Here is a 24715-nt window from a genome sequence, read left to right as displayed (position 1 = left end):
CGGCTCTAGGCCAGGATCTCGCCCACGTTGCCGGCGCCCACCGTGCGACCACCCTCGCGGATGGCGAACTTCAGACCCTTGTCCATGGCGATGGGCTGGATCAGCTCGACCGTCAGGGTGACGTTGTCGCCGGGCATCACCATCTCGCGGCCGGCCTCGAGCTCAATGGAGCCGGTCACGTCGGTGGTGCGGAAGTAGAACTGGGGACGATACTTGTTGAAGAACGGGGTGTGGCGGCCGCCCTCTTCCTTGGTCAGCACGTACACCTGCGCGTTGAACTTGGTGTGGGGGGTGATGCTGCCGGGCTTGGCGAGCACCTGGCCGCGCTCCACGTCCTTGCGCTCCACGCCGCGGAGCAGGATGCCAGCGTTGTCGCCAGCCTGGCCCTGGTCCAGGGACTTGCGGAACATCTCGACGCCGGTCACGACCTTCTTGACGGTGTCCTTGAGGCCGATGATCTCGATTTCCTCGCCGACCTTGACGATGCCCTGCTCGATGCGGCCGGTCACCACGGTGCCGCGGCCGGTGATGGTGAACACGTCCTCGACGGGCATGATGAAGGGCTTGTCGATGGCGCGGACGGGATCGGGAATGTAGGCGTCGACGGCGGCCATCAGCTCATGGATGCAGGCGCAATCGGCGTGGTCGGGGGTGTCGGCGTGATCCAGGGCCAGACGGGCGGAACCCTTGATGATGGGGATCTCGTCGCCGGGGTACTGGTAGGAGGACAGCAGGTCGCGGATTTCCATCTCGACCAGCTCGGCGAGCTCGGGGTCGGCGATGTCGATCTTGTTCATGAAGACCACGATGTAGGGCACGCCGACCTGACGGGCGAGCAGGATGTGCTCGCGGGTCTGGGGCATGGGGCCGTCGGTGGCGGCGACCACGAGGATCGCGCCGTCCATCTGGGCCGCGCCGGTGATCATGTTCTTGACGTAGTCGGCGTGACCGGGGCAGTCCACGTGGGCGTAGTGCCGCTTCTCGGTCTGGTACTCGACGTGGGCGGTGTTAATCGTGATCCCGCGGGCCTTCTCTTCGGGCGCGGAGTCGATCTGGTCGTAGGACTTGGTCTCTCCACCGAACTTCTTCGCCAGCACGTAGGTGATGGCGGCGGTCAGGGTCGTCTTGCCGTGGTCCACGTGGCCGATGGTGCCGATGTTGACGTGGGGCTTCGAACGGTCGAATTTCTCTTTGGCCACGGGTGCCTCCTGAAGGGTGGAAGAGAGAATGAAGGGGAACGATGCAAAGGGTGGAGCCCACAACCGGGCTTGAACCGGTGACCTCTTCCTTACCAAGGAAGTGCTCTACCGCTGAGCTATGTGGGCTTGGAACCTTCCCCGCGGGAGCGGGGGCCTTTCCGTCCGACCGGGCGGCCCGGAGGACGGGGAGGGTGGAGCGGGAAACGGGGTTCGAACCCGCGACATTCAGCTTGGAAGGCTGACGCTCTACCAACTGAGCTATTCCCGCGAAGGGATCGATCTGAATGCGATCCAAAGGACTGGTGCCGAGAGAAGGATTCGAACCTCCGTAACGCGATGCGTGGCAGATTTACAGTCTGCTGCCATTAACCACTCGGCCATCTCGGCATGTCCGGCGCCCCTCCCGGGGCTTGTCAATCTTCCCAGGGGCGCCCCGTAAGGCGGTCCTCGAAGCCCGGAAAGGGCTCCGTGTCAGGCTCGCTGCGAGGCAGGGCTTTCCTGACAGGGAACTCGAAAGGTATCACACCCCTGGGGACGCCTCAAGGGAAAACTTCGGAGTGCTGCGCCGCGCCAGCACGCGGAACAGCGCCACTGCCGCCGCCGCGGACACGTTGAGGCTCTCCACGCCGCCGGGCATCGGAATGTGCAGCAGGCCGTCGCAGCGCTCGCGGATCTTGAGGTGGAGGCCCTCTCCCTCGGCGCCCATCACCAGCACCGTGGCGCGGTCGAAGGGCTCCGCCAGGTAGTCGCGGCTTCCTTCGCCCGCCGCGAGGCCGTAGATCCACGCGCCCGCGTCCTTCAATCCGTCCAGGGCCCGCCCCAGGTTCACCACCCGGCACACGGGCACGCGACCCGCCGTTCCGGCGCTGGCGCGGATCACGGTCTCGTTCACCGCCGCCGAGCGCCGTTCCGGCAGCACGACGCCATCCACGCCCGCCGCGGCGGCGGAGCGGAGGATGGCGCCGAGGTTGTGGGGATCGGTCACGCCGTCCAGCGCCAGGACGAGGGACGCGTCCCCCTTCGCCGTCAAGCGGGGAAGCAGGTCCTCGAAATCGGTGTACGCGAAGGCCGCGCCCTCGCCCAGGATGCCCTGATGGCGCTGGCCCTGACTGCGCCGATCGAGGCCCTCCATGGGCTCCCGATGGACCACGACGCCGGCGGTCCGGGCCTCGGCGATGAACCGCGCCAGCCGCCCGAAGGCCGCCGGCGCGATCCAGACCGTGTGCAGTTCGCCGCGGACCAGGGCCTCTTCGCAGGCGTGGGGACCGAGATAGCGCACGGCTAGAACGTCTTCTTGAAGCCGAGGGCCAGGAGGTGTCCCATTCCCTCCATCCGCAGCCGGTCGGCCTGCACGACGCGGTAGCCGGAGGAGCTCCAGCTGCCCACCATCGTGCGGGAATCCTGATCCTCGCTCAGCCGGTACTGGTAGCCGAAGTTCAGTTCGCCGCCCCACACCTTGTAGCCCGCGCCGATGGAGAAGGCCGCCGTCCGCGACCCGTCCAGCAGGGGCTCCGTCAGGGCCTCCTCCTGCGATCGCTGGTCCAGGGACAGTCCGCCGCGCACCGTCCAGAACTTCCCGAGTTCCACTTCCACGGAAGCGCCGACCCCGAGGTGGCTCTTGCCCTGGGCGATCTCCGCGGGCGAGACCACGGTTCCACTGGGCGTGGCCACCTGCGCGAAGGAGGGCACCCGGAGGCCCGCCGAGGTCCAGCGCACGTCCATCTCCCAGGTCACCATGGGCGTGGCCCGGTGACGGAATCCGAGGGTGGTCTGCGAGGGCAGTTCCACGGTGTCGCTTCCCGCGTGAAACGGCGTGGACGCGGCCAGGAGCGCGGGAACCCGCGCGGCCGTGCCGAGGGGCGCCGTCCGGCTGAGGCCGTCATTGGCATAGACGCCCATGTCCGCGCCGCGGAAACCCGCTTGGAGATCGAGGTCTCCCTTCAGCCCCGACTGGTGCGCGGCGGCCACGGTCCACCGGGGACTGATGGCCCACCGGATGCCGAGGGAGTAGCTGGGCACGGTCTTGTGGCCCGACTGGCCCACGCGCTGCTCCACCAGGCCGCTGACCGGGTTGGTGCCGGAGGCGGGCACGGAGGCGTCCAGGGGAATCCCGAACCGCATGACGCTGCTGGACTCGAATCCCAGCCGGGCGGCGCCCACGCCCACACCCACGGACAGGTTGGGGCTGAGGGCCCAGGCGGCCTGCGCCTCCAGCCGTCGGGCGGAGAGATCGATCCCGTCGCCTTGGAAGCGGCTCGGGGCATCGTCCAGGAGCTGGGCGTGACGGGCGAAGGGCTCGTCCAGCTTCAATCCCAGGCTGAACGTGGGCGAGAGGTGGTAGCCGGCGCCGAAGGCCACCAGGGCGCGGTTGCGGTCGGCGCTGTAGCGCGTGAACTGGGTAGATTCCAGGCTCTGCTGGATGGACGCCAGGTCGGCTCCACCGGAGAGATAGAAGCCGCCCTTTTCCCGGAGGGAGGCCAGCAGGGCGGGATTGAGGGCGGCGGCTTCGAGGCTGTAGCCGTAGGCCACCTGGGCCCCGCTCCGGCTGATGCCCACGGGATCGGCCGCCGGGAGGGCCAGACTCTGGGCCACGGCCGGAAGCGCGGCGGCCCCCAGTACGAGTCCCGCCCCGATGATTCCACGAACCGCCTGCGCCATATCGCCCCGCCTCCGAAACACGACTCTTGAATGGCCCGAACCCCCGAAGGGTTCAAGCCCAAGGCTCCAGGATCGCCAAAAGATCCCCGATCACCAAGAGGATCAGGAATCCGGATCGTCCATGAAGCGAACCAGAAGGCGATCCACCAGCTCCCACACCTCCAGGAGCGCCGCCAGGCACATCACCAGTCCCAGCGCCAGGGCCACCGCCCGGCCCCAGGGGCCCATCAGCGCTCGGCACAGGTCCGGCCAGTGCCAGAAGGCCGGCGGCAGCTTCAGCCGCCCGTAGAAGGCCAGGGTCGACAGCAGCATCCCCCCCCACAGCAGGTAGAAGAAGCGCAGCGCTCGGAAGAGGATGTCCCAGGCGAAAGGACGGTGGCGGGAAGCGGGCATGGAGCGACCAGCATACCCGGGTCCGCTTTTCCGGCCACCGGGGAAACCGGAGCCGCGGTCAGGGCACGAGCAGCTGCCAGCCCAGCCGGAGGATCAAAGCCCCCACGACGGCGATGAACAGCCCGCGCACCCACCCGCTGCCGCGGTTCACCGCGACGTGCGCGCCGAGATAGCCGCCCACGCCGTTCGCCGCGGCCATGCCCACGGCCACGCCGGGGATCCAGCTCCCCCGGCTCACGAACAGGACCATGGACGTGAGGTTCGACGCCCAGTTCACGCCCTTGGCCAGGGCCGAGGCCCGCAGAAAATCGAATCCCAGCACCGACACGAACAGAAAGATCAGCAGCGAGCCCGTGCCCGGCCCGAAGAACCCGTCGTAGAAGCCCAGGGCCAGCGCGATGAGCGCCGCCAGACCCCGCTGGTGATGGAGCCCGAAGCGCGGCGCGTGCAGGCTGCCCAGCTCCGGCTTGAGGAGCGTGAAGACCAGCATCGCCACCAGGAGAACCAAGAGCATGGGCTTCAGAAAATCCCCGTGGACGCGGTAGGTGAGCCACACGCCCACGGAAGCGCCGAGGGCCGAGGCCAGGACGGGTCCCACCAGTTCGCGCCACGCCAGCGCACCGGAGCGCAGGAACGTTCCCGCGGCCAAGGTGGTGCCCGTCACCGCCACCGCCTTGTTCGTCCCCAGCAGCGTCGGCAGGGGCGTCCCCGCCGGCAGCCCGAGCATCAGCGCGGGGACTGTGATCAGCCCGCCTCCTCCCACCACGGCATCGATGAACCCCGCCAGGAGGGCGGCCAGCATGAGGAGGACGAGGACGGGGAGGGAGGGCATGGGGATCTTCTGAGAAGCGATTCAACGGCACAAATGAGCTAGGGAGCATCGCCCCGCGCTGGAGCGCGTCCCACTCCGGCGTGGCTCTGACCCTCGCCGGGGGCCGGCTTCGCGGGCTGCGATTCCGGCTGGTCACGCGCCGGATCGTGTCCCACTCGGGCGTTATTCTGACCCTCGCCGGGTCCCGGCGGGGTCAGACCTTCATGATCTCGGCTTCTTTGTGCTTCATGGCCTCGTCGATCTCCTTGATGTGGGCGTCGGTGACCTTCTGGATGTCCTCCAGGGTCTTCTTCGCCGCGTCTTCGGAGATGTGCCCTTCCTTCGCCTTCTCCAGCTTCTTCACGTCCTCGTTGGCGTCGCGGCGGATGTTGCGGACGCCGGTCTTGATCTCCTCGCCCAGGCGGTGGAGCACCTTCACCAGCTCCTTGCGCCGCTCCTCCGTGAGCATCGGAATCGGGAGGCGGATCACGTTGCCGTCGTTGGAGGGGTTGATGCCCAATTCGGACTTGAGGATGGCCGTCTCTACGGCCTTGATGGCGCTCTTGTCGAAGGGCGTCACCACCAGCATTCCGGCCTCGGGGACGGACACCGTGCCCATCTGGTTCAGGGGAACCGTGGAGCCGTAGTACTCGACGTGGACGTTGTCCAGCAGGCTCGCGTTGGCCCGGCCGGTGCGGATGGTGGCCATCTCCTTCTTCAGCGCCTCCACGGACGCGTGCATGCGCCGCTTGGTCTCCTGCAGGACGGCGTCGGGGGTCTGGATGGACATGGGCACCTCTTCAAATCGGAAACCCTCTTTTATACCTCAGGAAGGCCGCGGTTCCACGCGTGCTAGAGTGGGGCACTTCCCCGAGGTCCCCATGCGCACGCTCCGCCTGCTGGCCCCTTTGGCGTCCCTGGTCCTGACCGCTTCCGCGCCCGTTTCCACGGAAATGGCCCTCACCAGTTCCGATGGTTTCGAGCTGAAGGGCACCCTCACGCTTCCGGACGCGAAGGGGAAGGCGCCCGTGGTGATCCTGGCCCACGAGTTCGCCAAGGACCGCGCGGGCTGGGCGCCACTGGCGACCCGCCTCGCGGACCGCGGGATCGGCACCCTGGCGCTGGATCTGCGCGGCCACGGCACCAGCACCCGGAAGGCCGGAGCCGACGTGACCGTGTCCGGCAACTTCATGGCCTCCGCGCAGGCGGTGGGCTTCGACCGGATCCCCGCCGACCTCGTCCAGGCCGCAGCGTGGGTCCGCAAACAGCGGGGCGTGGACGGCCGCCGCATCGGCCTCGCGGGCTCCAGCGTCGGCGCTTTCTCGTCCCTCCTGGCCGCCGCCGACGTGAAGCCCGTGGCCGTCCTGGCGCTCAGCCCGGCGGGAACGCCCGTCTTCGGCGCGGACGCCCGCGAGCGGGTGAAGACCTCAGTCCTCCGCGCGGGAGCTTCCGTCCTGGTGCTCGCTTCCGCCGACGACAAGGACGCCGCCGAAAACGCCCTCGCGGTGAAGGGCCTACCGGGGGTGGCCGTGGACATGAAGGAGGGCGAGGCCCACGGCTTCGCCTATTTCGCGGACTGCGCCGATCTCATGGCCGTGTTCTTCGGCGAGTACCTCACCTACCACCACACGGGGAAGCGCTACGCGGTTCCCACCCCCACGCCGAAGCCGGCGGACGCCATCAAATAGCACCCGCCGGCTCTTCGGGGCGAAACCTAGTGGAACTGCTGGGCCTCGGTGGATTCCGCCAGGGCCAGGGTGGAAGCCAGGCCTCCGCTGATGGCCTGGGCCACCTCGTCGAAGTAGCCGGTGCCCACCTCCCGCTGGTGCTTCGTGGCGGTGTAGCCCTTCGCCTCCGCGGCGAACTCCGCCTCCTGCAACCGGGAATAGGCCGTCATGTGCTCGGTGCGGTAGGCGTTGGCCAGCTCGAACATCCCGAAGTTCAGGCTGTGGAAGCCCGCCAGCGTGATGAACTGGAACTTGTAGCCCATGGCGCCCAATTCCTGCTGGAACCCGGCGATCTCCTCGTCCGACAGCTTCTTCTTCCAGTTGAACGACGGCGAGCAGTTGTAGGCCAGGAGCTTGCCGGGGAACTCGGCGTGGACGCCCTCGGCGAATTCCCGCGCCTCCTTCAGGTCCGGCGTGGAGGTCTCGCACCAGATCAGGTCGGCGTAGGGCGCGTAGGCCTTGGCGCGGGCGATGGCCATCTGCAATCCGCCGGTGATCCGGTGGAAGCCTTCCGGGGTGCGCTCGCCGGTGAGGAAAGGCTGGTCCCGCTCGTCCACGTCGGAGGTGATCAGGCGGGCCGAATCGGCATCGGTGCGGGCGACGATCAGCGAGGGCACGTCCATCACGTCCGCCGCCAAGCGGGCCGCGACGAGGGTGCGGATGAAGTGGCCGGTGGGGATCAGCACCTTGCCGCCCAGGTGGCCGCACTTCTTTTCGCTGGAGAGCTGGTCCTCGAAGTGGACGCCCGCCGCCCCGGCCTCGATCATCCCCTTCATCAGCTCGAAGGCGTTGAGGGGCCCGCCGAATCCGGCCTCTGCGTCCGCCAGGATGGGCAGGAACCAGTCGCGGCTGACGCCCCCTTCCCCGTGCTCCACCTGGTCCGCCCGCTGGAGCGCCCCGTTCAGGCGCTTGACCAGCGCGGGGACCGAATTGGCGGGGTAGAGGCTCTGGTCGGGATAGGTCTGGCCCGAGAGATTGGCATCCGCCGCCACCTGCCAGCCGGAGCAGTAGATGGCCTGCAGGCCGGCCTTGGCCATCTGGACCGCCTGGCCGCCGCTGAGCGCCCCCAGGGCCCGGGTGGGCTCCTCGTTCTGGAGGAGCTTCCACAGCTTGCGGGCACCCAGCTGGGCCACCGTGTACTCGATGTGGAGGCTCCCGCGGAGCTTCTTGACGGTCTCAGGACCGTAGGGGCGCGTGATCCCGGCCCACCGCTGGGCGGAGAAGTCGTCGTCGAGGGGGGGAACGGAAAAGCGAGGGGTCATGGCAGCTCCAGGAAGGTGGAAGAGTGGCGATGTGTCAAAGATTGACTTATTCTGATCCGAGTCAATGAACGATTGATTTGATATGGGTTAAATTGAAAATATCTGTAAATCATCACTTTTTTATCAGTCAATTCTTGTAAAGGCCTCCCATGCCCTCGGTCGCCCCCGCCAAGCCCGCAGCCCGCCTCGGCGCCAAGATCCGCCTCCTCCGCCGGCAGGAGGGCCTCACCCAGCTCCAACTAGCCCAGGCCCTGGGCATCAGCCCCAGCTACCTGAACCTGATCGAAGGAAACAAGCGCCCCCTGACGGCGCCGCTCCTGATCCGGCTGGCCCAGCAGTTCCACCTCGACCTGAAGGCCCTCGCGCCGGAAGAGGACCAGCGCTTGTCCGACGACCTGATGGAGGTGTTCGGCGATTCCCTGTTCGAGCCCCTGGGCCTCCAGGCCCAGGACGTCCGGGAGCTGGTCCAGAACAGCCCGCAGCTCGCCCGGGGGGTCTTCGAGCTGTACCGCGCCTACCAGCACGTCCAGGGGAGCCTGGGCACCCTGTCAGCCCGGCTGAGCGACGGCCAGGGCTTCGACCCGGAGGCCACCCGACTGGCCTCAGAGGAGGTGGGCGACTTCATCCAGCAGGCCATGAACCACTTCCCCGACCTGGAAGCCGCGGCGGAAGCCCTGGCGGCTCGCGCCGGGCTTGAGGCGAACGGCCCCTATCCAGTCCTCGCGGCGGCCTTCGAGGCCCGGGGCATCCAGGTGCGGATCCATCCGGCCTCGGAAGCGCCGGGGCTCCTCCGCCGCTTCGATCCGGACCGGCGGACCCTCAGCCTGTCGGAGCTGCTGCCCCAGCGCAGCCGCAGCTTCCAGCTGGCGCACCAGTTGGCGCTGCTGGACCACGGTACCCTGCTGGACCACCTCACCGCCCATCCCCTGCTGCGGACCGCCGCCTCCCGCGCCCTCGCCCGGGTGGCCCTGGCCAACTACTTCGCGGGGGCGGTGATCATGCCCTACGACCGGTTCCTCCGCGCGGCCCGCGGGGAGCGCTACGACATCGAGATCCTGGCCCGGCGGTTCCAGGCCAGCTTCGAGCAGGTCTGCCACCGCCTGACCACCCTCCGCCGCCCGGGGGCGGAGGGCGTGCCCTTCCACTTCCTGCGCATCGACATCGCCGGGAACATCTCCAAGAGCTTCTCCGCGTCGGGCATCCGGTTCGCGCGGTTCTCCGGCGCCTGCCCCCGCTGGAACGCCCACGCCGCCTTCCTCACGCCCGGCCTGATCCGTACCCAGCTCAGCGAAATGCCCGATGGCCGGAAGTACTTCTGCATCGCCCGCACCATCCAAAAGGATACCGGCGGCTACCGGGGCCAGCACGCCACCCAGGCCCTGGGGCTGGGCTGCGAAATGGGCTACGCCAAGGACCTGATCTACGCCGACGGCCTCCGGCTCGACCAGCCGCCGGTCCCCGTCGGCGTGACCTGCCGCCTGTGCGAGCGCACCGACTGCGAGCAGCGCGCCTTCCCGCCCCTCCAGCAGACCTTCAAGGTGGACGAGAACCTCCGCCGCACGAGCTTCTACGCCCGGATCGAAGGGACCTGATCAGGCCTTCCCGCGGCCCAGGCGGTCCACCGGCGCTTCAATCCACCGGTGCGCGGCCGCGGCGAGGAGGATCGCCAGTCCCAGGGAAAGGGAGAACCCGGCCCAGCCGCTGGCGTGCCGCGCCACCACCTTCATGGTGAAGGGGTGAATGAGGTACAGCCCGTAGCTCCACGCCCCCAGCCGGGCCAGAACCCGGCCGGGCCACGGCAGGGTCCCCACCCGGGTGAACGCCGCGAGGGCGACGAGCCCCGTCGCCACCAGGAGGTAGCGGTAGCGGATCCATCCCGTGAGCGCCGCCAGGTGGTCGAAGAACAGGGGCGTGGGACGGACGAGAATCCACATGAGGGGAAGCGCCAGGAGCAGAGTCCAGCGCGGATCCAGCCGCTTGGCCGTCCCCGCGTGGAGGTGCGCCAGGAGGCCCCCCCACGCCAGCAGGAACACCTGGTTGGGCGCCAGGACGTAGGCGTGGAAGCGGTTCCAGGGGGCCTGGGCCATGACGTCGTGGAGCGTCGACGGCAGGCTCCAGGCCCACAGGCCCACGGCCAGGACCACCAGGAAGGGCAGTCCGGCCTTTTCCCGCAGCCATGCCAGCAGCGGGTATACCGCGTACAGGAGGGCCACCAGCCCCACGTACCAGCCTCCCGTCACCAGCGCATGGTTGGGATGGATGGCCCCGAAGGCGAGGGTGACGTTTTCCAGCAGGAAGCGGCCGGTGGGATCGGGGCCCATGCCCAGATGGAACAGCACGTTCACGGCCACGCCCACGTAGAAGAGGGGCGCCAGCCGCAGGAAGCGGCGCAGCCAGAAACGGCCCAGGCCCTCCCGGCGGATCCGATCCAGGGGCGCCGTCCGGAACAGGACGAATCCGCTCAGGACGAAGAACGCCGAGACGCCGTAGTTCCCCAGCCGCGCCGCCGCCATGTTCAGCCCGGAGCCGGAGCGCCACAGGTCGAACCACACGCTGAGGTGGTACACGGCCACGCAGAGAGCCAGGACGCCCCGGAGGGGATCCAGGAGGCCGTGGCGGCCGGAAGCGGCGCTAGCGGTAGCTGACAACCCCCGCGCCCTTCACCAGCCGCCCCAGTTCCCAGGCGGCCTCTCCGTCCGCGTGGAGGTGGGCCAGAACGTCGCCGGCGAGGTCGGCTTTCGCGACCAGGACCATGCCCACGCCCAGGTTCAGCGCCTGCCGGGCGTCCTCGATTCCCAGCCCGCCCTTGTCCATCAGGAAGCGGAACAGGGCCGGGATCTCCCAGCTGGCGGCGTCAATCTCGGCGTCCAGGTGCTTCGGCAGGACCCGGGGCAGGTTGTCCGTCAAGCCGCCACCGGTGATGTGGGCCATGGCCACCAGCTTGTGGGCCTTCACCAGGGGCATGACGGGGGCCAGGTAGCTGCGGTGGATCGCCAGCAGAGCCTGGGCCACGGTCTGGCTGGTGCCGGGCAGAGTGTCGTTCACGTCGAGCTTCTCCACCTCGAAGCAGACCGCCCGGGCCAGGGAGTAGCCGTTGGTGTGCAGCCCGGAACTGGGCAGCCCGATCAGGACGTCGCCTTCGCCCATGGCCTCGAGGCACGGCAGGAGATCGGCTTCGTCGACCACGCCGACGATGGTGCCCGCGACGTCCACCTCACCCTCGGCGTAAACGCCGGGCATTTCAGCCAGTTCCCCGCCGATCAGCGCCGATCCCGCCGCCTGGGAAGCGGTGGCCATGCCCTTGACGATCTGCTCGATGATTTCGGGCTCCAGCCGCTGGGCCGCGATGTAGTCCAGGAAGAAGAGGGGCCGGGCGCCCTGCACCAGGATGTCGTTGATGCAGTGGTTGACCAGATCCTGGCCCACGGTGTCCCAGATGCCGGCCCGGCGGGCCACTTTCATCTTGGTGCCGACGCCGTCCATGCTGCTGACGAGAATGGGTTTGGCTTCCGAAAACCGGGCGTCGAACAGCCCGCCGAACAGGCCGATGTCGCTACGGACGCCGGGGGTCTTCGTGGCCTTCACGAGGGGCTTGATCCGCTTCAGAGCCTCGTCCTGGCGGTTGATGTCCACCCCGCTGGACGCGTAACTGACCTTCTGGCTCATGGCCCCTCCCGAATCTCCCATGATCCCACACGGATCTTTCCACGCCGACCTCAAACCTTCCGCCAGAAAAGGCCTATGTTGGGGTCATGGACGCGCTCCGGCTTGATCCCCTGGGAACGGCTCCCACCGGCGCCTCGCGGATTCTGCAGACGCCCTTCGATGCGCAGGCGCTGGCCGTTCCACCCCCGCTGGACCTCACCAATCTGTTGGGAGGGGCGTCGGAGCGCGGCGCCTCTGCGCCGAGCGATACCCTCTCCGCCGTCAGCGTGGCCCAGGAGGCGAGCCTCGCCCTGCTGGCCGTCCTCAATCCTTCGCCGACCCCCGACGAAGCGACCGCCGGCGCAGTCGTTACCCCGGACGCGCCCGCCCCGACGCCCCCCGAACTGGCCATCGCGACCGCTCCTAGTTCCAATGCTTCCACCCCCACAGCAAATACGCCGGCGGTGGACCTCCCTGCCCTTTCCCAAGCCATCCAGGACGGCGCCACCACCGACTTCGCGCTCCAGACGGCGCTTCGGTTCGGAAGCGGGGTGGGCACGGCCGCGGCATTCGCGAGCACCGTCTCCAACCCGGTCCCGAATCCTGTTCGCCAGCCGGAAGCCGTGCTGCGGACGGGCCCGGTCCAATCCCAGGGCCAAGGCGCTGCTTCCGGGGCCTTTACCCGCCCCCAGACCGCCCACCAGGCGATCGAAACCTACGCGCCCGTCGCCGTGTCCGAGGCCGAGACCCAGGTGGATCTGCTGGCGTGAGTCAATCCAGCAGCATCCACAGGAGCGCCAGCGCCACCAGGGCGATTCCCGCCCGAAGCGCCAGCCCGCTCATCCCGCCTGGCGGCGGGGAATCGGGCAAGGGCGATGGGTGAAATGGTTCGAACATGCAGGCTTCCCTCTCCTAAGGAAGCGGGCCTGAAGCCAAAGGTTGATTCCCCGATCCGGCCCGGAAAAACCTTTTTCAAAGAAACAATGGAAAACCGGCAGGAATGAGCTCATCTTTCCCCGGAGTAGTTGCCGAAGAGATGAAGCTGGAGGAGGCGACCATGGACGTGAGCGCGAGCAATTCCCTGACGGCCTACGCCTACCAGTCCACCCTCTCGCAAGGCGGCAACTCCGGTCAGGCCCTCACGCAGGCCCTGGCATCGGGGCGCTCCCAGGCAGCCCAGGCCAGCAGCCTCGTGGCCAGCGCCGGCCCCAGCGACGCCACTTCCGCCCTGGCCGGGGCCAGTGGCAGCCAGGCGCTGGCGTCCTACGCCTACAGTTCGGCCGACGCCGCGGGCAACGGCCCGGAAGCGGTCCAGTCGCTCCTCTCCTCGTTGGGCGGCGGCACGTCGGCCCTGCTGAGCACGGACGGCCTGCCGGTCTCCGCGGAAGCCATCTCCGCGAGCAGCACCGAGGCCCAGGCCCGCTACGCCTACGATCAGAGCCAGAATCCCTCCGCCACCGCCGCCCAGGCCGCGGCCGCCGGCCAGCAGACGCAGCTGGCCTCGGGACTCAACCTCCTGGCCTAGGCCCTTCGCGGACATTCCGGGCGTAGACTGACCGGACCATGTCCGAATCCCCCATCTCGCCCTTCGACCGCTCCGCCACCGAAGCCGCCGTCCGGGCGCTGCTTCGGGGACTGGGTCAGGATCCGGAAGCGCCGGAATTGCGCGAGACCCCGGCCCGCGTGGCCGATTTCTGGGGCGAACGCCTGGCAGGCTACGGCGTGGACCTTGCCGCCGAGCTGCGCCCGCTGCCCGGTGCCCTGGCCCCCGTTCCCGTCATCCTTGAGCGCATTCCCTTCGTCAGCACCTGCGAGCACCATCTGGCTCCCTTCGAAGGCCACGCCACCATCGGCTACCTTCCCGGCGAGGGCGGCACCGTGGGCCTTTCCAAGCTTGTGCGCGTGGTGCAGGCCTACGCCTGGCGCCTCCAGGTCCAGGAGCGGATGGCCCAGCAGATCGCCGACGCTCTGGCCACCTACCTCCGCCCCGCCGCCTGGGGCGTTCAGCTCGTCGCCGTCCATACCTGCATGGGCCACCGGGGCGTCAAGACGCCCGGCGTACCCGTGCGGACGAGCCTGTTCGGCGGCGAGTGGGAAGCGAATCCCCCGGCGGCGTTCAAGAACTGATCTGACGCATGGAATTGCGGAAGGCGCGCACCTCGGCTCATGAGCGCCCGAATGGACAGCCGGTGGCGCGCCGCCTCCGATACCATTCCCCCATGTCCCTCCCCACCCCCGAACTCCGGTTGGGCTACGAGCTGTTCTCGAAGCTGCTGAACTGGGCGGCGGGCAAGCGGCAGTCGAAGCGGCTGGAGGCGCTGAAGTCGGCGGCCTTCCAGGAGCTGCTGAAGGGGGACGCGACGGACATGGATCTGGTGGCCTCCGTCCTGAAGGAGATCCACAAGGCGGCGGACACCTCCGCCAAGGCCCTGCGGCTGGAGGACCTCTACGACCAGGCCCACCCGCCCCGGCCCGCGCGGAAAGCGGATTCCCGCCGCAGGGCGAAGAAGGACGCGCCCAAAAAGTGACGTTCCCTCCCGGAGCACGCATGAGAGCCCTCGCCCGATTCGCCGAGCCCGCCTACGCCCTGCTCCGGATGATGTCGGGCCTGCTGTTCGCGTTCCACGGCGCGCAGAAGGTCTTCGGGTTCCTGGCGGATTTCCGGCCGCCGGCAGGATCCCAACTGTGGATCGGCGGGGTCATCGAACTGGCGGGCGGCCTGGCCCTCCTCGTGGGGTTCCGCACACGGGAGGCGGCCTTCCTGTGCAGCGGCACGATGGCGATCGCCTATGCCCAGTTCCACTGGAAGTTCGCGTGGGGCGCGCGGTTCTGGCCCGCGTTGAACCAGGGGGAACTGGCCGTGGTCTACTGCTTTCTCTTCCTGTTCATCGCCTGCCGGGGCGCGGGGCGGTGGAGCCTGGACAAGGCGGAATGAATGGATGAGAGAGAAGCTGGAACCGGAGCGCCGACGGAAGCCCCGGCCATCCGGATCTTCGTGGACGCGGACGCCTGCCCCGTGAAAGAGGAGATCTTCCGCGTGGCCCTGCGCTGCGAGTTGAAGGTATTCGTCGTGTCGAATGCGCTGCTGCGGATCCCGCGGAATCCCCTGTTCGAGGCGGTGGCCGTGGCGAGGGGCCAGTTCGACGGCGCGGACGACTGGATCGTGGAGCGGATCGGGGCCACGGACATCGCGGTGACGGCGGACATCCCCCTGGCGGCGCGCTGTCTGGAAAAGGGCGCCCGGGCGCTGGATCCCAAGGGCCGCGTATACACCCCGGAATCCATCGGGGATGCCCTGGCAGGCCGCGAACTGATGACCCACCTGAGGGCCATGGGCGAGATGGGAACGGGGCCCGCACCCTTCACCGCCCGGGACCGGTCCACCTTCCTCCAGCGGCTGGACGACCTCATCCAGGCCCTCCGGCGGAGGAAGAACCCGAGTGGAGCGCAGAGATTGTCCTAGACTGGAAGCCGGGCTGGATCGGCTTCGCCCCCTTTCGGATCGGACGCGCCATGGCCAGAAAGCCCAACTACAACTTCGAGAAGCGGCAGAAGGATCTCGCCCGCCAGAAGAAGAAGGAAGAGAAGCTGCAGAAGAAGGCTTCGAAAAAGGACTCGCCGGATTCCGACGCTCCCGATGCCGAAACGCCGGAGGGCACCGAAGCCGAGGGCGAGCCCGAAGGGGAGTGATCCCAGCGGGTAGCGGCTCCTCCCGACATGCCGTGGATCAAGCTCTCGGCGGGTCGCGGATCTTCGGATCAGGCACCTCAAAGAATCTCAGAATTGATTCAATGATTTGACTTATTGATTTGGCACAGGGATCGCTCTATCTTGAGGCCGCCGACCGCGGCCCATAGGAGACTCCCATGTCCTTCCCTGATTCCAAGACCCACCAGAATCTCAAGGCTGCGTTCGCAGGCGAGAGCCAAGCGAATCGCCGCTACACCTGGATGGCCCAGGTCGCGGAAAAGGAAGGCCTGCCGGAAGTCTCCGACCTCTTCAAGCACAGCGCCGACGGCGAGACGGGCCACGCCCTGAAGCACCTGATGTTCCTGGCGGAGAAGGCCGGGGATCCCGCCACGGGCATGCCGCTCGGGGACAGCCTCACCAACCTGAAGTCCGCGGTGGCCGGCGAGACCTACGAGTACACGGACATGTATCCCGAGTTCGCCCGCGTGGCGCAGGAAGAGGGCTATCCCGAGATCGCCGCGTGGTTCCAGACGCTGGCCAAGGTCGAGCGCTTCCACGCCGGCCGCTTCCAGGAGGCCCTCACCAAGCTCGAAGCGATGGTGGCCAAGTGATCAACCTGGCCTTCGATCCCGCCGCCGAGCGCGCGCGCTTCGAGGCACGGCAGGCATTTCTGGGCCGCCAGGCCGCGCTGCGCCTGGATCTGGCCGAGGGCGTGACCTTCCAGCCGGAGACGGCGGAGAGCGTGCAGGACCAGGTGGTGGAAACCCTGTGGGCCGAGGGCATGACCCTCGACTCGGCTCCCGCCGAAGATGTGGCGGAGGCCCGCGCCTCCTTCGCCGTGCTCGCGCCCCGGCGCGAGAGCGCCGGATGCAGTGTGGCCGCCACGCTGATGCTCGGTTTCCCCGATGCCATCCGCAACCGCCGGCTGGCGGCCCTCCACACCTTCCCCGACCAGCTGTTCCTGGAACTCGCCGACGGCACGCTCGCCGCGCCCGCCGTGGACCGGGGCACGGCCGGACCCGAGGATCGGCTTCCGTCGGTCCTGGCGCTCCGCTACCTGATCCCGGACGGGGGCACCCCCGTCGCCCTCGTCTCCAACCACGCCGAAGCTCCCGGCCGCTGGCCCGCGCCCGCCGCCTGGAGCCACTGGCTTTCCTGAGGAGAACCCCATGAACCGTTCCGTCATCGACCACCTGAACGCCGAACTGGCCACCGCCTTCGTCCTGGCCCTCAACGCCAAGCGGTACCACTGGACCGTGCTCGGTCCCCATTTCCGCGACTACCACCTGCGCTTCGAAGAGCTCTACACCGCCGCCGACGGCACCGTGGACGAGCTGGCCGAGCGCATCCGCATCATGGGCGGAACCCCCATCCACGCCCCCTCCCAGATCGAAGCCCTCACCAAGGCCCAGGTCTCCAATCCCGCTTCGCGCTTGGACCACAAGGGAATGCTGGAAGAGGCCCTGGCCAACGAAGAAGCCGTCGTCGCCTTCCTGGGCGAAGGCATTGAACTGGCGGACGACGCCGGAGATCCGGGCACCGCCGACCTGCTCACCCGCTTCATCCAGATCCACCAGAAGGAAGCCTGGTTCCTGCGGGAGATGCTGGGCTAACCCCCGGCGGATCCCGCTCGGATCAGTCATGGCATTCCTCGTCGGGCTCGCCCTTCGCCTCCGGTCCTGACGGACCGGCGGAGGAGGACGGGCCCGGGGTTCATCTGGGTCCACCTCCCTCCCATCCCCCTTTTCGCGAGGCACCAATGCATTCTTCCGACTCCAAACCCCTCACCTCCAACTTCGGCGCTCCGGTGCCGGACAATCAGCACAGCCTGACGGCCGGCGAGCGCGGCCCGGTGCTGCTGCAGGACCATCACCTCATCGAGAAGCTGGCCCACTTCGACCGGGAGCGCATTCCCGAGCGCGTGGTCCACGCCAAGGGCGCCGGCGCCTTCGGCTATTTCGAGGTGACCCACGACCTCAGCCGCTACACGAAGGCCCACTTCCTCGGCCAGGTGGGCCAGAAGACCAAGGTGCTGGCGCGGTTCTCCACCGTGGGCGGCGAGCGGGGCAGCGCCGACGCCGAGCGCGATCCCCGGGGCTTCGCCCTGAAGTTCTACACCGACGAGGGGAACTACGATCTGGTGGGGAACAACACGCCCGTCTTCTTCATCCGCGACGCGTTCAAGTTCCCGGACATGGTCCACACCCACAAGCGGAATCCGCAGACGAACCTGAAGGACGCCAACGCCTTCTGGGACTTCAACGGGCTCTCCCCCGAGACCACGCACCAGCTCACCGTCCTCTTCTCCGACCGCGGCATTCCCGCCAGCTATCGGCACATGCACGGGTTCGGCAGCCACACCTTCAAGTGGGTGAACGCCGAGGGCAAGGCCGTGTGGGTGAAGTACCACTTCCGCACCGAGGCGGGCATCCAGAACCTCACCGCCGAGGAAGCCGCCCGCACCGCGGCCCAGGATCCCGACCACGCCACGCGGGACCTCTTCGACCACATCGCCCAGGGCCTCGAAGCGGCCTGGGAAGTCTCGGTCCAGATCATGCCCCTGGAGGACGCGGAGACCTACCGCTACGATCCCTTCGACATCACGAAGGTCTGGCTGTTCAAGGACTATCCGCGGATCCCGCTGGGCCGCCTCGTCCTGAACCAGAATCCCGCGAACTACTTCGCCGAGATCGAGCAGGCGGCCTTCAGCCCCTCCAGCTTCGTCCCCGGAATCGAGGCCTCGCCCGACAAGCTCCTGCAGGGCCGGCTCTTCTCCTATCCCGATACCCAGCGCCACCGCCTGGGCCCCAACTACGCGCAGATCCCCGTGAACTGCCCCTACGCCACCACCGCCCAGAACCACCAGCGCGACGGCGCGATGGTGGTGAACACCAACGGGGGCGCCGCTCCGAACTACTTCCCCAACAGCCTGGGGGATCTGCACGAAGCGCCCCGGCACGCGGAGGCCGCCGCGCCGGTCGAAGGCGCCTTCACGCGCAGCGAGTACCCCCAGGCGAACCGCGCCGGCGACTTCGAGCAGGCCGGTCTCCTCTATCGCCTGATGAAGGACGACGAGCGGGAGCGCCTCGTCTCGAACATCGCCAACCACATGCGGCCCGCCAACCGGATGGTCCAGCTCCGCGCCATCCACAATTTCTACCGCGCGGACAAGGACTACGGCCTCGGCATCGCCAGGCATCTGGGCCTCCCCCAGGCGGAAGTCGAAGCCGTGGCCGCGATGCTCGCGGCCCGCGTGTAGATCGCATCCTCGCCCCCTAACAAGCGACCGCGAAGGTGCTTATACCCTTGCGGTTAACAGGCAAAATCCGTCAAAGCTTTCCACCTGGATCCTCAAGGATTCGCTACATTAATTCGGTGCCCCGACGGGCGCGAAGGAGACGAATCACATGCCCTATACCGCCAAAAACTACGATCACCTGAAGGGCGGCGCCCTGAAGGGACTCAGCGACTCCCAGCTCGAACAGCACTTCACCCTCTACAAGGGCTACATCACGAAGCTGAATGAAATCGAGGAGAAGCTGGGCGCCATCGACAACAGCAAAGCGAACTATTCCTTCAACGAGTACAGCGAACTGAAGCGCCGCGAAGCGGTGGCCTTCAACGGCTCCTTCCTGCACGAGTTCTACTTCGAGAACCTGGGCGCGGACGAGGACATCAGCGCCGGGCTGAAGGTCGCGCTGGACCAGGCCGGCGGCAAGGACAAGGTCGTCGCGGACCTCAAGGCCGCCGCCATGTGCGGGCCCGGCTGGGCCATGCTGACCCGCAACCGCAAGGACGGGAAGCTGCACACCTACTTCTTCGCCGAGCACCACCTGGGCATCCCCATCGAACAGGACCTGCTGTTGATCCTGGACTCGTGGGAGCACGCGTTCATGGTGGATTACGGCATCGCCCGGGCCAAGTACCTCGACGCCTTCGCCGAGAACATCAAGTGGAGCGAAGTCTCCAAGCGCTTCGGCAAGTAAGTCGCGCGCGGGCGTCTCGGCGCCCCTCCACGCGTGCTCATGGACGGGCCCCCGCTTGGGGGGCCCGCCTATTTCCCTCTCGCACGCCCTCCGTCTATCGCACAGCGCCCCGCGCTGTGCTCCCATTCGCTTGCCCCTTCGGGCCCGCGCTCTTGGAGACGGAGCCTCCATGGTCGATTACGGCATCGCCCGCGCCAAGTACCTCGACGCCTTCGCCGAGAACATCAAATGGAGCGAAGTCTCCAAGCGCTTCGGCAAGTAGGTCGCGCGCGGGCGTCCCAGCGCTTCTCCACGCGTGCTCATGGACGGGCCCCCGCTTGGGGGCCCGCCTGTTTCCCCCCTCGCACGCCCTCCGTCTATCGCACAGCGCCCCGCGCTGTGCTCCCATTCGCTTGCCCTTCGGGCCCGCGCTCCTGGAGACGGAGCCTCCATGGTCGATTACGGCATCGCCCGCGCGAAGTACCTCGATGCCTTCGCCGAGAACATCAAGTGGAGCGAAGTCTCCAAACGCTTCGGCAAGTAACTCACATCTCCGTCTTCACGAAAGGGCCCCGCAAGGGGCCCTTCCTGTTTTCAAAAAATGAACACCGCCAAGGCGCCAAGAACAACACCAAGACTGGCTTTTCTTGGCGCCCTTGGTGTCTTGGTGGTGAGTCTTTTTTTGGCTGCTGATCCTACAGAAGCAATTCCCAAAACCCCACATCCACCCAGCGGTCGAACTTGCGGCCTGCTTCGCGCATGTGGCCGGCTTTGCGGAAGCCGAGGCGCTCGTGGAGGCGGACGCTGGGGTCGTTGGGAAGCGCCAGGCATCCCAGCGCGGAATGGAACCCGCGCTGTCGCAGCTCGTCGATGAGCGCGCGGTACAGCGTCTCGCCGAGGCCTCTTCCCCGCTGGCCCTCGGCCAGGTAGATGGCGGTTTCGGTCGCGTAGCGGTAGGCCGCCCGCGTCCGCCACAGGGAACTGTAGGCGTAGCCGAGAATCCGACCCTCTTCTTCCAGCACGAGCCAAGGATAGCCTTCGGACACGCGGACGATCCGCGCGGCCATCTCCTCCGCCGTCACCGGATCCTCCTCGAAGGTGATGGTGGTGGCGCGGACGTAGGGGTCGTAGATGTCGGCGATGGCCGGCGCGTCGGCGGGGACCGCGGGGCGGATCATGGCTGGACTAGCGGCAGTCGCAATCGTCGCCGCAGTCGCCCTTCTCGCCGCCCGCCTCCTCGCAGGCGCAGCCGCCGCAGCAGCCTCCGCCCCCTTCGGTCAGCGTGGATTCGGCGAGGCCCATCATGAGCTGGTGCGGATCGTTCTTCACCCGCAGGGCCATGTTCACGACCTGGATCATCTCGTTCTTGGAGACGCCCAGCTCCTCCAGCCGGGCCTGGTGGGCGTGGAAGGCGCGCTCCGCATTGGCCGCGACGGCGGCGCCCAGGGCGACGAGGTTGAGGGTGACCTCGGTCAGGCCCTCGGTTTCGGTGGTTTCGGGAGTGGGGGTGGACGCGGTCACGGGAGGCTCCTGGGAACGGCCACCTTACCATCCCCCCTGCCGGGACTTCACCCCAGGGCCAGCTCCGTGAGGGTCTCCAGCGCCTCTTCCGGGCCCATCACCAGCAGCTCGTCGCCGGCCTGGAACCGCTCGTTGCCCGACGGATTGAAGCGGAGCTCGGCGCCGGGATGGACCAGCCCCACGAGGAGGGCCCCCGTGGCGTGGCGCAGGCGGGCCTCGCGGAGCGTCTGGCCCACCAGCACGGACGTGGGGGAGATGGCGATCCGCTCCAGCGCCAGCTCCAGCTGCTCCTGCTGGAGGACGATGTCGAAAAAGTTCATCATCTCGGGCTTGAGCAGGAGGCCCACCATCCGGCGCCCGCCGATCTCGTAGGGGCTGACGATGTGGTTGGCGCCCGCCGCCTTCAACTGGCGTTCGGTGCCCAGCTTGGCGCTGCGGGCCACCACCGGCAGGTCGGCGCGCATCTGCTTCACGGTGAGCGTCACCAGGACGTTGTCGGCGTCCGTGGTGAGGGCGGTGATCAGGCCCCGGGCCCGCCGGATCCCCGCGCGCTCCAGCATCAGCTCGTCCATGGCGTTGCCGTAGAGGATCAGCTCGCCGGCGAAGCGGGGGCTGCGGCCCTTGGTCTCGTCCTGTTCGACGATCACGAAGGGGATGCCCGCTTTCTTGAGCTCCCAGGCGGCCTGGAAGCCCATCTTTCCGAAGCCGCACACGATCACGTGGTCGGAGAGTCCATCCAGGCGCTTCTGCATGCGGCGCTCCAAGAGGTAGCCCCGGAGGTCGCCTTCCAGGAGCAGGGCCGTGAGGTTCGAGATGGCGTAGGTCGCCACGCCCAACCCCACGACGAGGTAGAAGATGGTGAAGATCTTGGTGTGGGCGTTGACGTGGCCCAGCTCGCGGAAGCCCACCGTGAACAGGGTGGTGATGGCCATGTAGAGGCTGTCGAGGGCGTCGAGCCCGGACAGCCAGTGGTAGCCCAGCCCGCCGCACACGATCACCGCCGCCAGCAGGGCCAGCGCGTGGCGCAGGCGCTGCACCGGCGCGCCGTGCTGATCGCCGCGCCCGGAGGGAAAGGGGGTCGCGAACTTCATCTCATCCGCCGAGGCCGGGCTTGATGGCGAAGTTCGCCGTGCTGAGGGCCACCAGGTGGCCTCCGCACACCAGGCGGCATTCGAGGATCCCGCTCCGCCCGGAGATCCGCACCACCTGCGCCGTCGCCCGCACCTCGCCCCGGGCGGGCTCCAGGTAGCGGATGTGCAGGTCCGAGGTGGCGAAGGGCATCGCCCCGTCGAAGGCCGTGCTCAGGGCCAGCGCGCTGGCCATGTCGGCGATGGTGGCAAGGACGCCGCCGTTCACGTTCCCCCGGCTGCCGTTGATCACCGCCTTCGTGGGCGCCAGCGCCATGACGGCCTCGCCCGGGGCCACGGACTCGATGCTCAGGCCCCATCCGCTGATCAGCGGCCAGGGATGGAACCGCGCGCACAGACGCTCCAGGAGATCCGGAGCCAGGGTCTCGGGAATCTGCGGTCGGGGCATGGCCCAGGATAGCTGGAGCCCGGGCGGAGCGGGGCGTTACGTGGGCGGTCCCGCACCTTCACGGAGGCTTCATGGGCCGGTCATCGCGGCGTGGGGCAATGGCGGGGGAGGATCCGCGATGACCCCGAGAACCCGTGTCTCCACGTTCCTGCGAGCCTGCGTTCCCACGGCCCTGCTCGCCCTCGGCCTCGCCTGCCGGCCCATGGAGGACGCCCCCGCGCCGCCCGTTCCGCCCCTCCCCAGCCGGGATCCCGTGCGGGAGGTGGCGCTGGCCGCCTACGTGCCGGAGCATCCCGTCGCCGGGGAGCTGAAGAGCGTGGGATCGGATTCCATGGAGCCGCTCATGGCCCTGTGGGGCGAGGACTTCAAGCGGTTCCATCCCCGCCTCAGCACCCTGTTCATCTGCAAGGGCTCGGCCACGGCGCCCAAGGCGCTGCTGGAGGGCTCGGCCCTGATGGGGCAGATGAGCCGGGAGATGACCGACCAGGAGCTGGCCGCCTTCCAGGCCAAGTACGGCTACGCGCCCATCCGCATCCCCGTGGCCGTCGACGCGCTGGTGGTCTACGTCAATGCCAACAACCCCGTGCGCCAGCTCCGGATGGAGGAGATCGACGCCATCTTCTCCAGCACCCGCAAGGGCGGCGCCAAGGCGGACATCCTGCGCTGGGGCGACCTGGGGCTGGGAGGCGACTGGAAGCAGCGGGACATCCAGGCCTACGGCCGGGACGAGAATTCGGGGACGCGGGCCTTCTTCCGCGAGCACGTCCTGAAAAAGGGGGAATTCAAGGCCTCGGTGAAGGGCTACCTGGACCAGTTCGCGGTGGTGGAGGCGCCGGCCGTGGACGGCGGCGGGATCAGCTACGGCCCCCTCCAGTACGCCAACCGCATGGTGAAGGGGGTGCCCGTGGCGCCCTTCGGAAGCGACCGCTTCGTGGAACCCACCCTGGAGACCATCCAGCGGGCCACCTATCCCCTCACGCGCTTCCTCTACCTCTACGTGAACAAGGCTCCGGGCCGGGCCCTGGACCCGGCGGTGAAGGAGTTCGTCCGCTTCGTCCTTTCCCGCGAAGGCCAAGCCGCCGTCGCCGGATTCGGCGCGGTGGCCATTCCCGGCGATCTGGCGGCTCTGGGGGCCGGCAAGCTGAACTGATCAGAGCTTCAGGGCGACCTTCAGCGTTTCGGCCATCCCCTGGAAGGCGCGGGTCTGGGGGCTGTCCGGATGGGCGGCCACCAGGGGCCGACCGGAGTCGCCGCCCTCGCGGATGGCCAGGTCGATGGGCACTTCGCCCAGGAAGGGCAGCTCCATTCGGGCCGCGGCGGCCTTCACGCCTCCGTGGCCGAAGATCTGGGTCTCCTGCCCGCAGCCGGGGCAGACGAAGCTGCTCATGTTCTCGACCACGCCCAGGATCGGCACCTTCACCGCCCCGAACATGCCGATGGCCTTCTTGGCGTCGAGGAAGGCCACGTCCTGGGGCGTGCTGACGATGACGGCGCCGTCCACCTGGGCGTTCTGGATCAGGGTGAGCTGGACGTCGCCCGTGCCGGGCGGCAGGTCGATCAGGAGCACGTCCAGGTCGCCCCAGGCCACGTCCTTCAAGAACTGCTGGAGGGCCTTGTTGAGCATGGCGCCCCGCCAGATGACGGGCCGGTCCTCCTCGATCAGGACGCCCATGGACATCACCTTCACGCCGAAGGCCTCCAGGGGCAGGATCTGGCCCTCGGGCGTGCCCAGGGGCGACTCCTTGAGGCCCAGCATCATCGGAATGGAGGGGCCGTAGATGTCCGAATCCAGCAGGCCCACCTTCAGCCCCTGCTGGGCCATGGCCACGGCCAGGTTGGTGGTGACGGTGCTCTTGCCCACCCCGCCCTTGCCCGAACCCACCACCACGCAGCGCTTGATGCCCGGGATCAGGTTCTTGAACTCCACCTGGGCCGTCTTCTCCCAGCCGATCTCGATCTCGGCCTGGGTCACGCCGGGCTGGCCGGCGAGCACAGCTTCCAGGGCCTCCTTCATGGGGGCGACCCGGTCCCGGTAGGACTCCGCCAACTGGAGAAGGACGGTCACCTTCCCGTCCGTCACATCGATCCCCTTCACGGCCTTGAGGGCGGCGAGGGTGGCCTGGGTTCCCGGGACGACATAGGCATTCAGGGCTTCGAACAGAGCGGCGCGGCTGATCTTCGACATGCGTGTCTCCAGCCGGACAGTTTGCCATGGCCGGAGCGAAGGACTGAAACCGCGAAAGGCGCGAAACGCCCTGCGGGCGCGCGAAAAGGATTGAACGGCAAAAAGCCATCAATGCCTTTTTCG

General features: G+C 68.1%; 32 protein-coding genes and 3 tRNA genes. 17 read left to right on the top strand and 18 right to left on the bottom strand.

Annotated elements, in window-relative coordinates; translation table 11 throughout:
- Positions 1-5: 5 nt before the first annotated feature.
- From tuf to frr, 9 genes are all read right to left on the bottom strand, one after another.
- Positions 6-1199, bottom strand: a complete 1194-nt coding sequence (gene tuf, locus RAH39_RS01625; RefSeq protein WP_306591060.1) for an elongation factor Tu — start codon at positions 1197-1199, stop codon at positions 6-8.
- 51 nt (positions 1200-1250) lie between these two features.
- Positions 1251-1325: transfer RNA gene (locus RAH39_RS01620), tRNA-Thr, on the bottom strand.
- Between the two features lie 66 nt (positions 1326-1391).
- Positions 1392-1467: transfer RNA gene (locus RAH39_RS01615), tRNA-Gly, on the bottom strand.
- 32 nt (positions 1468-1499) lie between these two features.
- Positions 1500-1586 (bottom strand) — tRNA-Tyr (locus tag RAH39_RS01610).
- A 133-nt stretch (positions 1587-1719) separates the two neighbouring features.
- On the bottom strand, positions 1720-2478 hold the full coding sequence (rlmB, locus tag RAH39_RS01605; RefSeq protein WP_306591059.1) for a 23S rRNA (guanosine(2251)-2'-O)-methyltransferase RlmB: 759 nt from the start codon (positions 2476-2478) through the stop codon (positions 1720-1722).
- Positions 2479-2480: 2 nt separating this feature from the next.
- A complete protein-coding gene (locus RAH39_RS01600) occupies positions 2481-3857 on the bottom strand; it encodes an OmpP1/FadL family transporter (RefSeq protein WP_306591058.1) in 1377 nt (458 codons plus the stop codon).
- A 102-nt stretch (positions 3858-3959) separates the two neighbouring features.
- Positions 3960-4250 carry a hypothetical protein gene (locus RAH39_RS01595; protein WP_306591057.1) on the bottom strand — a complete coding sequence of 97 codons (291 nt, stop codon included), beginning with the start codon at positions 4248-4250 and terminating at the stop codon, positions 3960-3962.
- Positions 4251-4308: 58 nt separating this feature from the next.
- Positions 4309-5082, bottom strand: a complete 774-nt coding sequence (locus RAH39_RS01590; RefSeq protein WP_306591056.1) for a TSUP family transporter — start codon at positions 5080-5082, stop codon at positions 4309-4311.
- Between the two features lie 193 nt (positions 5083-5275).
- On the bottom strand, positions 5276-5851 hold the full coding sequence (gene frr / locus RAH39_RS01585; protein ID WP_306591055.1) for a ribosome recycling factor: 576 nt from the start codon (positions 5849-5851) through the stop codon (positions 5276-5278).
- A 91-nt stretch (positions 5852-5942) separates the two neighbouring features.
- Between frr and RAH39_RS01580 the strand changes: the two genes are divergently transcribed.
- Entirely contained in the window at positions 5943-6749 is an 807-nt protein-coding gene (locus tag RAH39_RS01580; protein ID WP_306591054.1) for an alpha/beta hydrolase family protein, read from the top strand.
- Between the two features lie 26 nt (positions 6750-6775).
- On the opposite strand, the gene aceA is transcribed toward RAH39_RS01580, so the two are convergent.
- Positions 6776-8050: an isocitrate lyase gene (gene aceA / locus RAH39_RS01575; protein ID WP_306591053.1), complete on the bottom strand. Its 1275-nt coding sequence runs from the start codon at positions 8048-8050 to the stop codon at positions 6776-6778.
- 149 nt (positions 8051-8199) lie between these two features.
- On the opposite strand from aceA, the gene RAH39_RS01570 reads away from it, so the two are divergent.
- The gene (locus RAH39_RS01570) at positions 8200-9642 is read left to right on the top strand and encodes a helix-turn-helix domain-containing protein (protein WP_306591052.1); all 1443 of its coding nucleotides are present in this window, start codon (positions 8200-8202) and stop codon (positions 9640-9642) included.
- Here the strand turns inward: RAH39_RS01570 and RAH39_RS01565 are convergent, their stop codons facing one another.
- The gene (locus tag RAH39_RS01565) at positions 9643-10698 is read right to left on the bottom strand and encodes an acyltransferase family protein (RefSeq protein ID WP_306591051.1); all 1056 of its coding nucleotides are present in this window, start codon (positions 10696-10698) and stop codon (positions 9643-9645) included.
- A complete protein-coding gene (purM, locus tag RAH39_RS01560) occupies positions 10682-11716 on the bottom strand; it encodes a phosphoribosylformylglycinamidine cyclo-ligase (RefSeq protein ID WP_306591050.1) in 1035 nt (344 codons plus the stop codon). The genes RAH39_RS01565 and purM overlap by 17 nt, the downstream gene beginning before the upstream one ends.
- An 86-nt stretch (positions 11717-11802) precedes the next feature.
- On the opposite strand from purM, the gene RAH39_RS01555 reads away from it, so the two are divergent.
- Positions 11803-12465, top strand: coding sequence for a hypothetical protein (locus RAH39_RS01555; RefSeq protein ID WP_306591049.1), 663 nt, complete (start codon positions 11803-11805; stop codon positions 12463-12465).
- Position 12466: 1 nt separating this feature from the next.
- Here RAH39_RS01555 and RAH39_RS01550 read toward each other — a convergent pair whose 3' ends face one another.
- Complete coding sequence (locus RAH39_RS01550) at positions 12467-12592, bottom strand: hypothetical protein (protein WP_306591048.1); 126 nt, start codon at positions 12590-12592, stop codon at positions 12467-12469.
- A 160-nt stretch (positions 12593-12752) separates the two neighbouring features.
- Here RAH39_RS01550 and RAH39_RS01545 point away from each other — a divergent pair, with 160 nt between their 5' ends.
- The 13 genes from RAH39_RS01545 (at position 12753) to RAH39_RS14030 (ending at position 19894) form a co-directional block, all read left to right on the top strand.
- A complete protein-coding gene (locus RAH39_RS01545; protein WP_306591047.1) occupies positions 12753-13220 on the top strand; it encodes a hypothetical protein in 468 nt (155 codons plus the stop codon).
- Between the two features lie 38 nt (positions 13221-13258).
- A complete protein-coding gene (gene folE, locus RAH39_RS01540) occupies positions 13259-13822 on the top strand; it encodes a GTP cyclohydrolase I (protein ID WP_306591046.1) in 564 nt (187 codons plus the stop codon).
- Positions 13823-13914: 92 nt separating this feature from the next.
- The gene (locus RAH39_RS01535; RefSeq protein WP_306591045.1) at positions 13915-14223 is read left to right on the top strand and encodes a hypothetical protein; all 309 of its coding nucleotides are present in this window, start codon (positions 13915-13917) and stop codon (positions 14221-14223) included.
- Between the two features lie 20 nt (positions 14224-14243).
- A complete protein-coding gene (locus RAH39_RS01530; RefSeq protein WP_306591044.1) occupies positions 14244-14630 on the top strand; it encodes a DoxX family protein in 387 nt (128 codons plus the stop codon).
- Positions 14631-15158 (top strand): YaiI/YqxD family protein, encoded by a 528-nt coding sequence (locus tag RAH39_RS01525; protein ID WP_306591043.1) that lies wholly within the window; start codon positions 14631-14633, stop codon positions 15156-15158. It begins immediately after the preceding gene.
- 50 nt (positions 15159-15208) lie between these two features.
- Positions 15209-15385: a hypothetical protein gene (locus tag RAH39_RS01520; protein ID WP_306591041.1), complete on the top strand. Its 177-nt coding sequence runs from the start codon at positions 15209-15211 to the stop codon at positions 15383-15385.
- Between the two features lie 176 nt (positions 15386-15561).
- Positions 15562-15996, top strand: coding sequence for a rubrerythrin family protein (locus tag RAH39_RS01515; protein ID WP_306591040.1), 435 nt, complete (start codon positions 15562-15564; stop codon positions 15994-15996).
- A complete protein-coding gene (locus RAH39_RS01510) occupies positions 15993-16544 on the top strand; it encodes a DUF3501 family protein (RefSeq protein ID WP_306591039.1) in 552 nt (183 codons plus the stop codon). Before RAH39_RS01515 ends, RAH39_RS01510 begins: the two co-directional genes overlap by 4 nt.
- A gap of 10 nt (positions 16545-16554) precedes the next feature.
- Entirely contained in the window at positions 16555-16998 is a 444-nt protein-coding gene (locus RAH39_RS01505) for a Dps family protein (protein WP_306591038.1), read from the top strand.
- Positions 16999-17144: 146 nt separating this feature from the next.
- Entirely contained in the window at positions 17145-18644 is a 1500-nt protein-coding gene (locus RAH39_RS01500; protein ID WP_306591037.1) for a catalase, read from the top strand.
- 148 nt (positions 18645-18792) lie between these two features.
- Positions 18793-19371 (top strand): Fe-Mn family superoxide dismutase, encoded by a 579-nt coding sequence (locus tag RAH39_RS01495; protein WP_306591035.1) that lies wholly within the window; start codon positions 18793-18795, stop codon positions 19369-19371.
- 169 nt (positions 19372-19540) lie between these two features.
- The gene (locus RAH39_RS14035; protein WP_373467335.1) at positions 19541-19633 is read left to right on the top strand and encodes a Fe-Mn family superoxide dismutase; all 93 of its coding nucleotides are present in this window, start codon (positions 19541-19543) and stop codon (positions 19631-19633) included.
- A 168-nt stretch (positions 19634-19801) separates the two neighbouring features.
- On the top strand, positions 19802-19894 hold the full coding sequence (locus tag RAH39_RS14030) for a Fe-Mn family superoxide dismutase (RefSeq protein ID WP_373467335.1): 93 nt from the start codon (positions 19802-19804) through the stop codon (positions 19892-19894).
- A gap of 151 nt (positions 19895-20045) precedes the next feature.
- Here RAH39_RS14030 and RAH39_RS01490 read toward each other — a convergent pair whose 3' ends face one another.
- Genes RAH39_RS01490 through RAH39_RS01475 form a run of 4 tightly spaced genes read right to left on the bottom strand, consistent with a single transcriptional unit; the run spans position 20046 to position 22407 of the window.
- Positions 20046-20528, bottom strand: a complete 483-nt coding sequence (locus RAH39_RS01490) for an arsinothricin resistance N-acetyltransferase ArsN1 family B (protein WP_306591034.1) — start codon at positions 20526-20528, stop codon at positions 20046-20048.
- 7 nt (positions 20529-20535) lie between these two features.
- The gene (locus tag RAH39_RS01485) at positions 20536-20871 is read right to left on the bottom strand and encodes a hypothetical protein (RefSeq protein ID WP_306591033.1); all 336 of its coding nucleotides are present in this window, start codon (positions 20869-20871) and stop codon (positions 20536-20538) included.
- Positions 20872-20918: 47 nt separating this feature from the next.
- Entirely contained in the window at positions 20919-21962 is a 1044-nt protein-coding gene (locus RAH39_RS01480; protein WP_306591032.1) for a potassium channel family protein, read from the bottom strand.
- Between the two features lies 1 nt (position 21963).
- Positions 21964-22407 (bottom strand): PaaI family thioesterase, encoded by a 444-nt coding sequence (locus tag RAH39_RS01475; RefSeq protein WP_306591031.1) that lies wholly within the window; start codon positions 22405-22407, stop codon positions 21964-21966.
- Positions 22408-22525: 118 nt separating this feature from the next.
- Here RAH39_RS01475 and RAH39_RS01470 point away from each other — a divergent pair, with 118 nt between their 5' ends.
- Entirely contained in the window at positions 22526-23557 is a 1032-nt protein-coding gene (locus RAH39_RS01470; RefSeq protein ID WP_306591030.1) for a PstS family phosphate ABC transporter substrate-binding protein, read from the top strand.
- Here RAH39_RS01470 and RAH39_RS01465 read toward each other — a convergent pair whose 3' ends face one another.
- Positions 23558-24592 (bottom strand): Mrp/NBP35 family ATP-binding protein, encoded by a 1035-nt coding sequence (locus tag RAH39_RS01465; protein ID WP_306591029.1) that lies wholly within the window; start codon positions 24590-24592, stop codon positions 23558-23560.
- Positions 24593-24715: the final 123 nt, after the last annotated feature.

It is taken from the genome of Geothrix sp. 21YS21S-4 (assembly GCF_030845995.1).
Taxonomy (GTDB): domain Bacteria; phylum Acidobacteriota; class Holophagae; order Holophagales; family Holophagaceae; genus Geothrix.
Note: the sequence above shows the minus strand (reverse complement) of the source record. Positions and strands in the feature narration are given on the sequence as shown.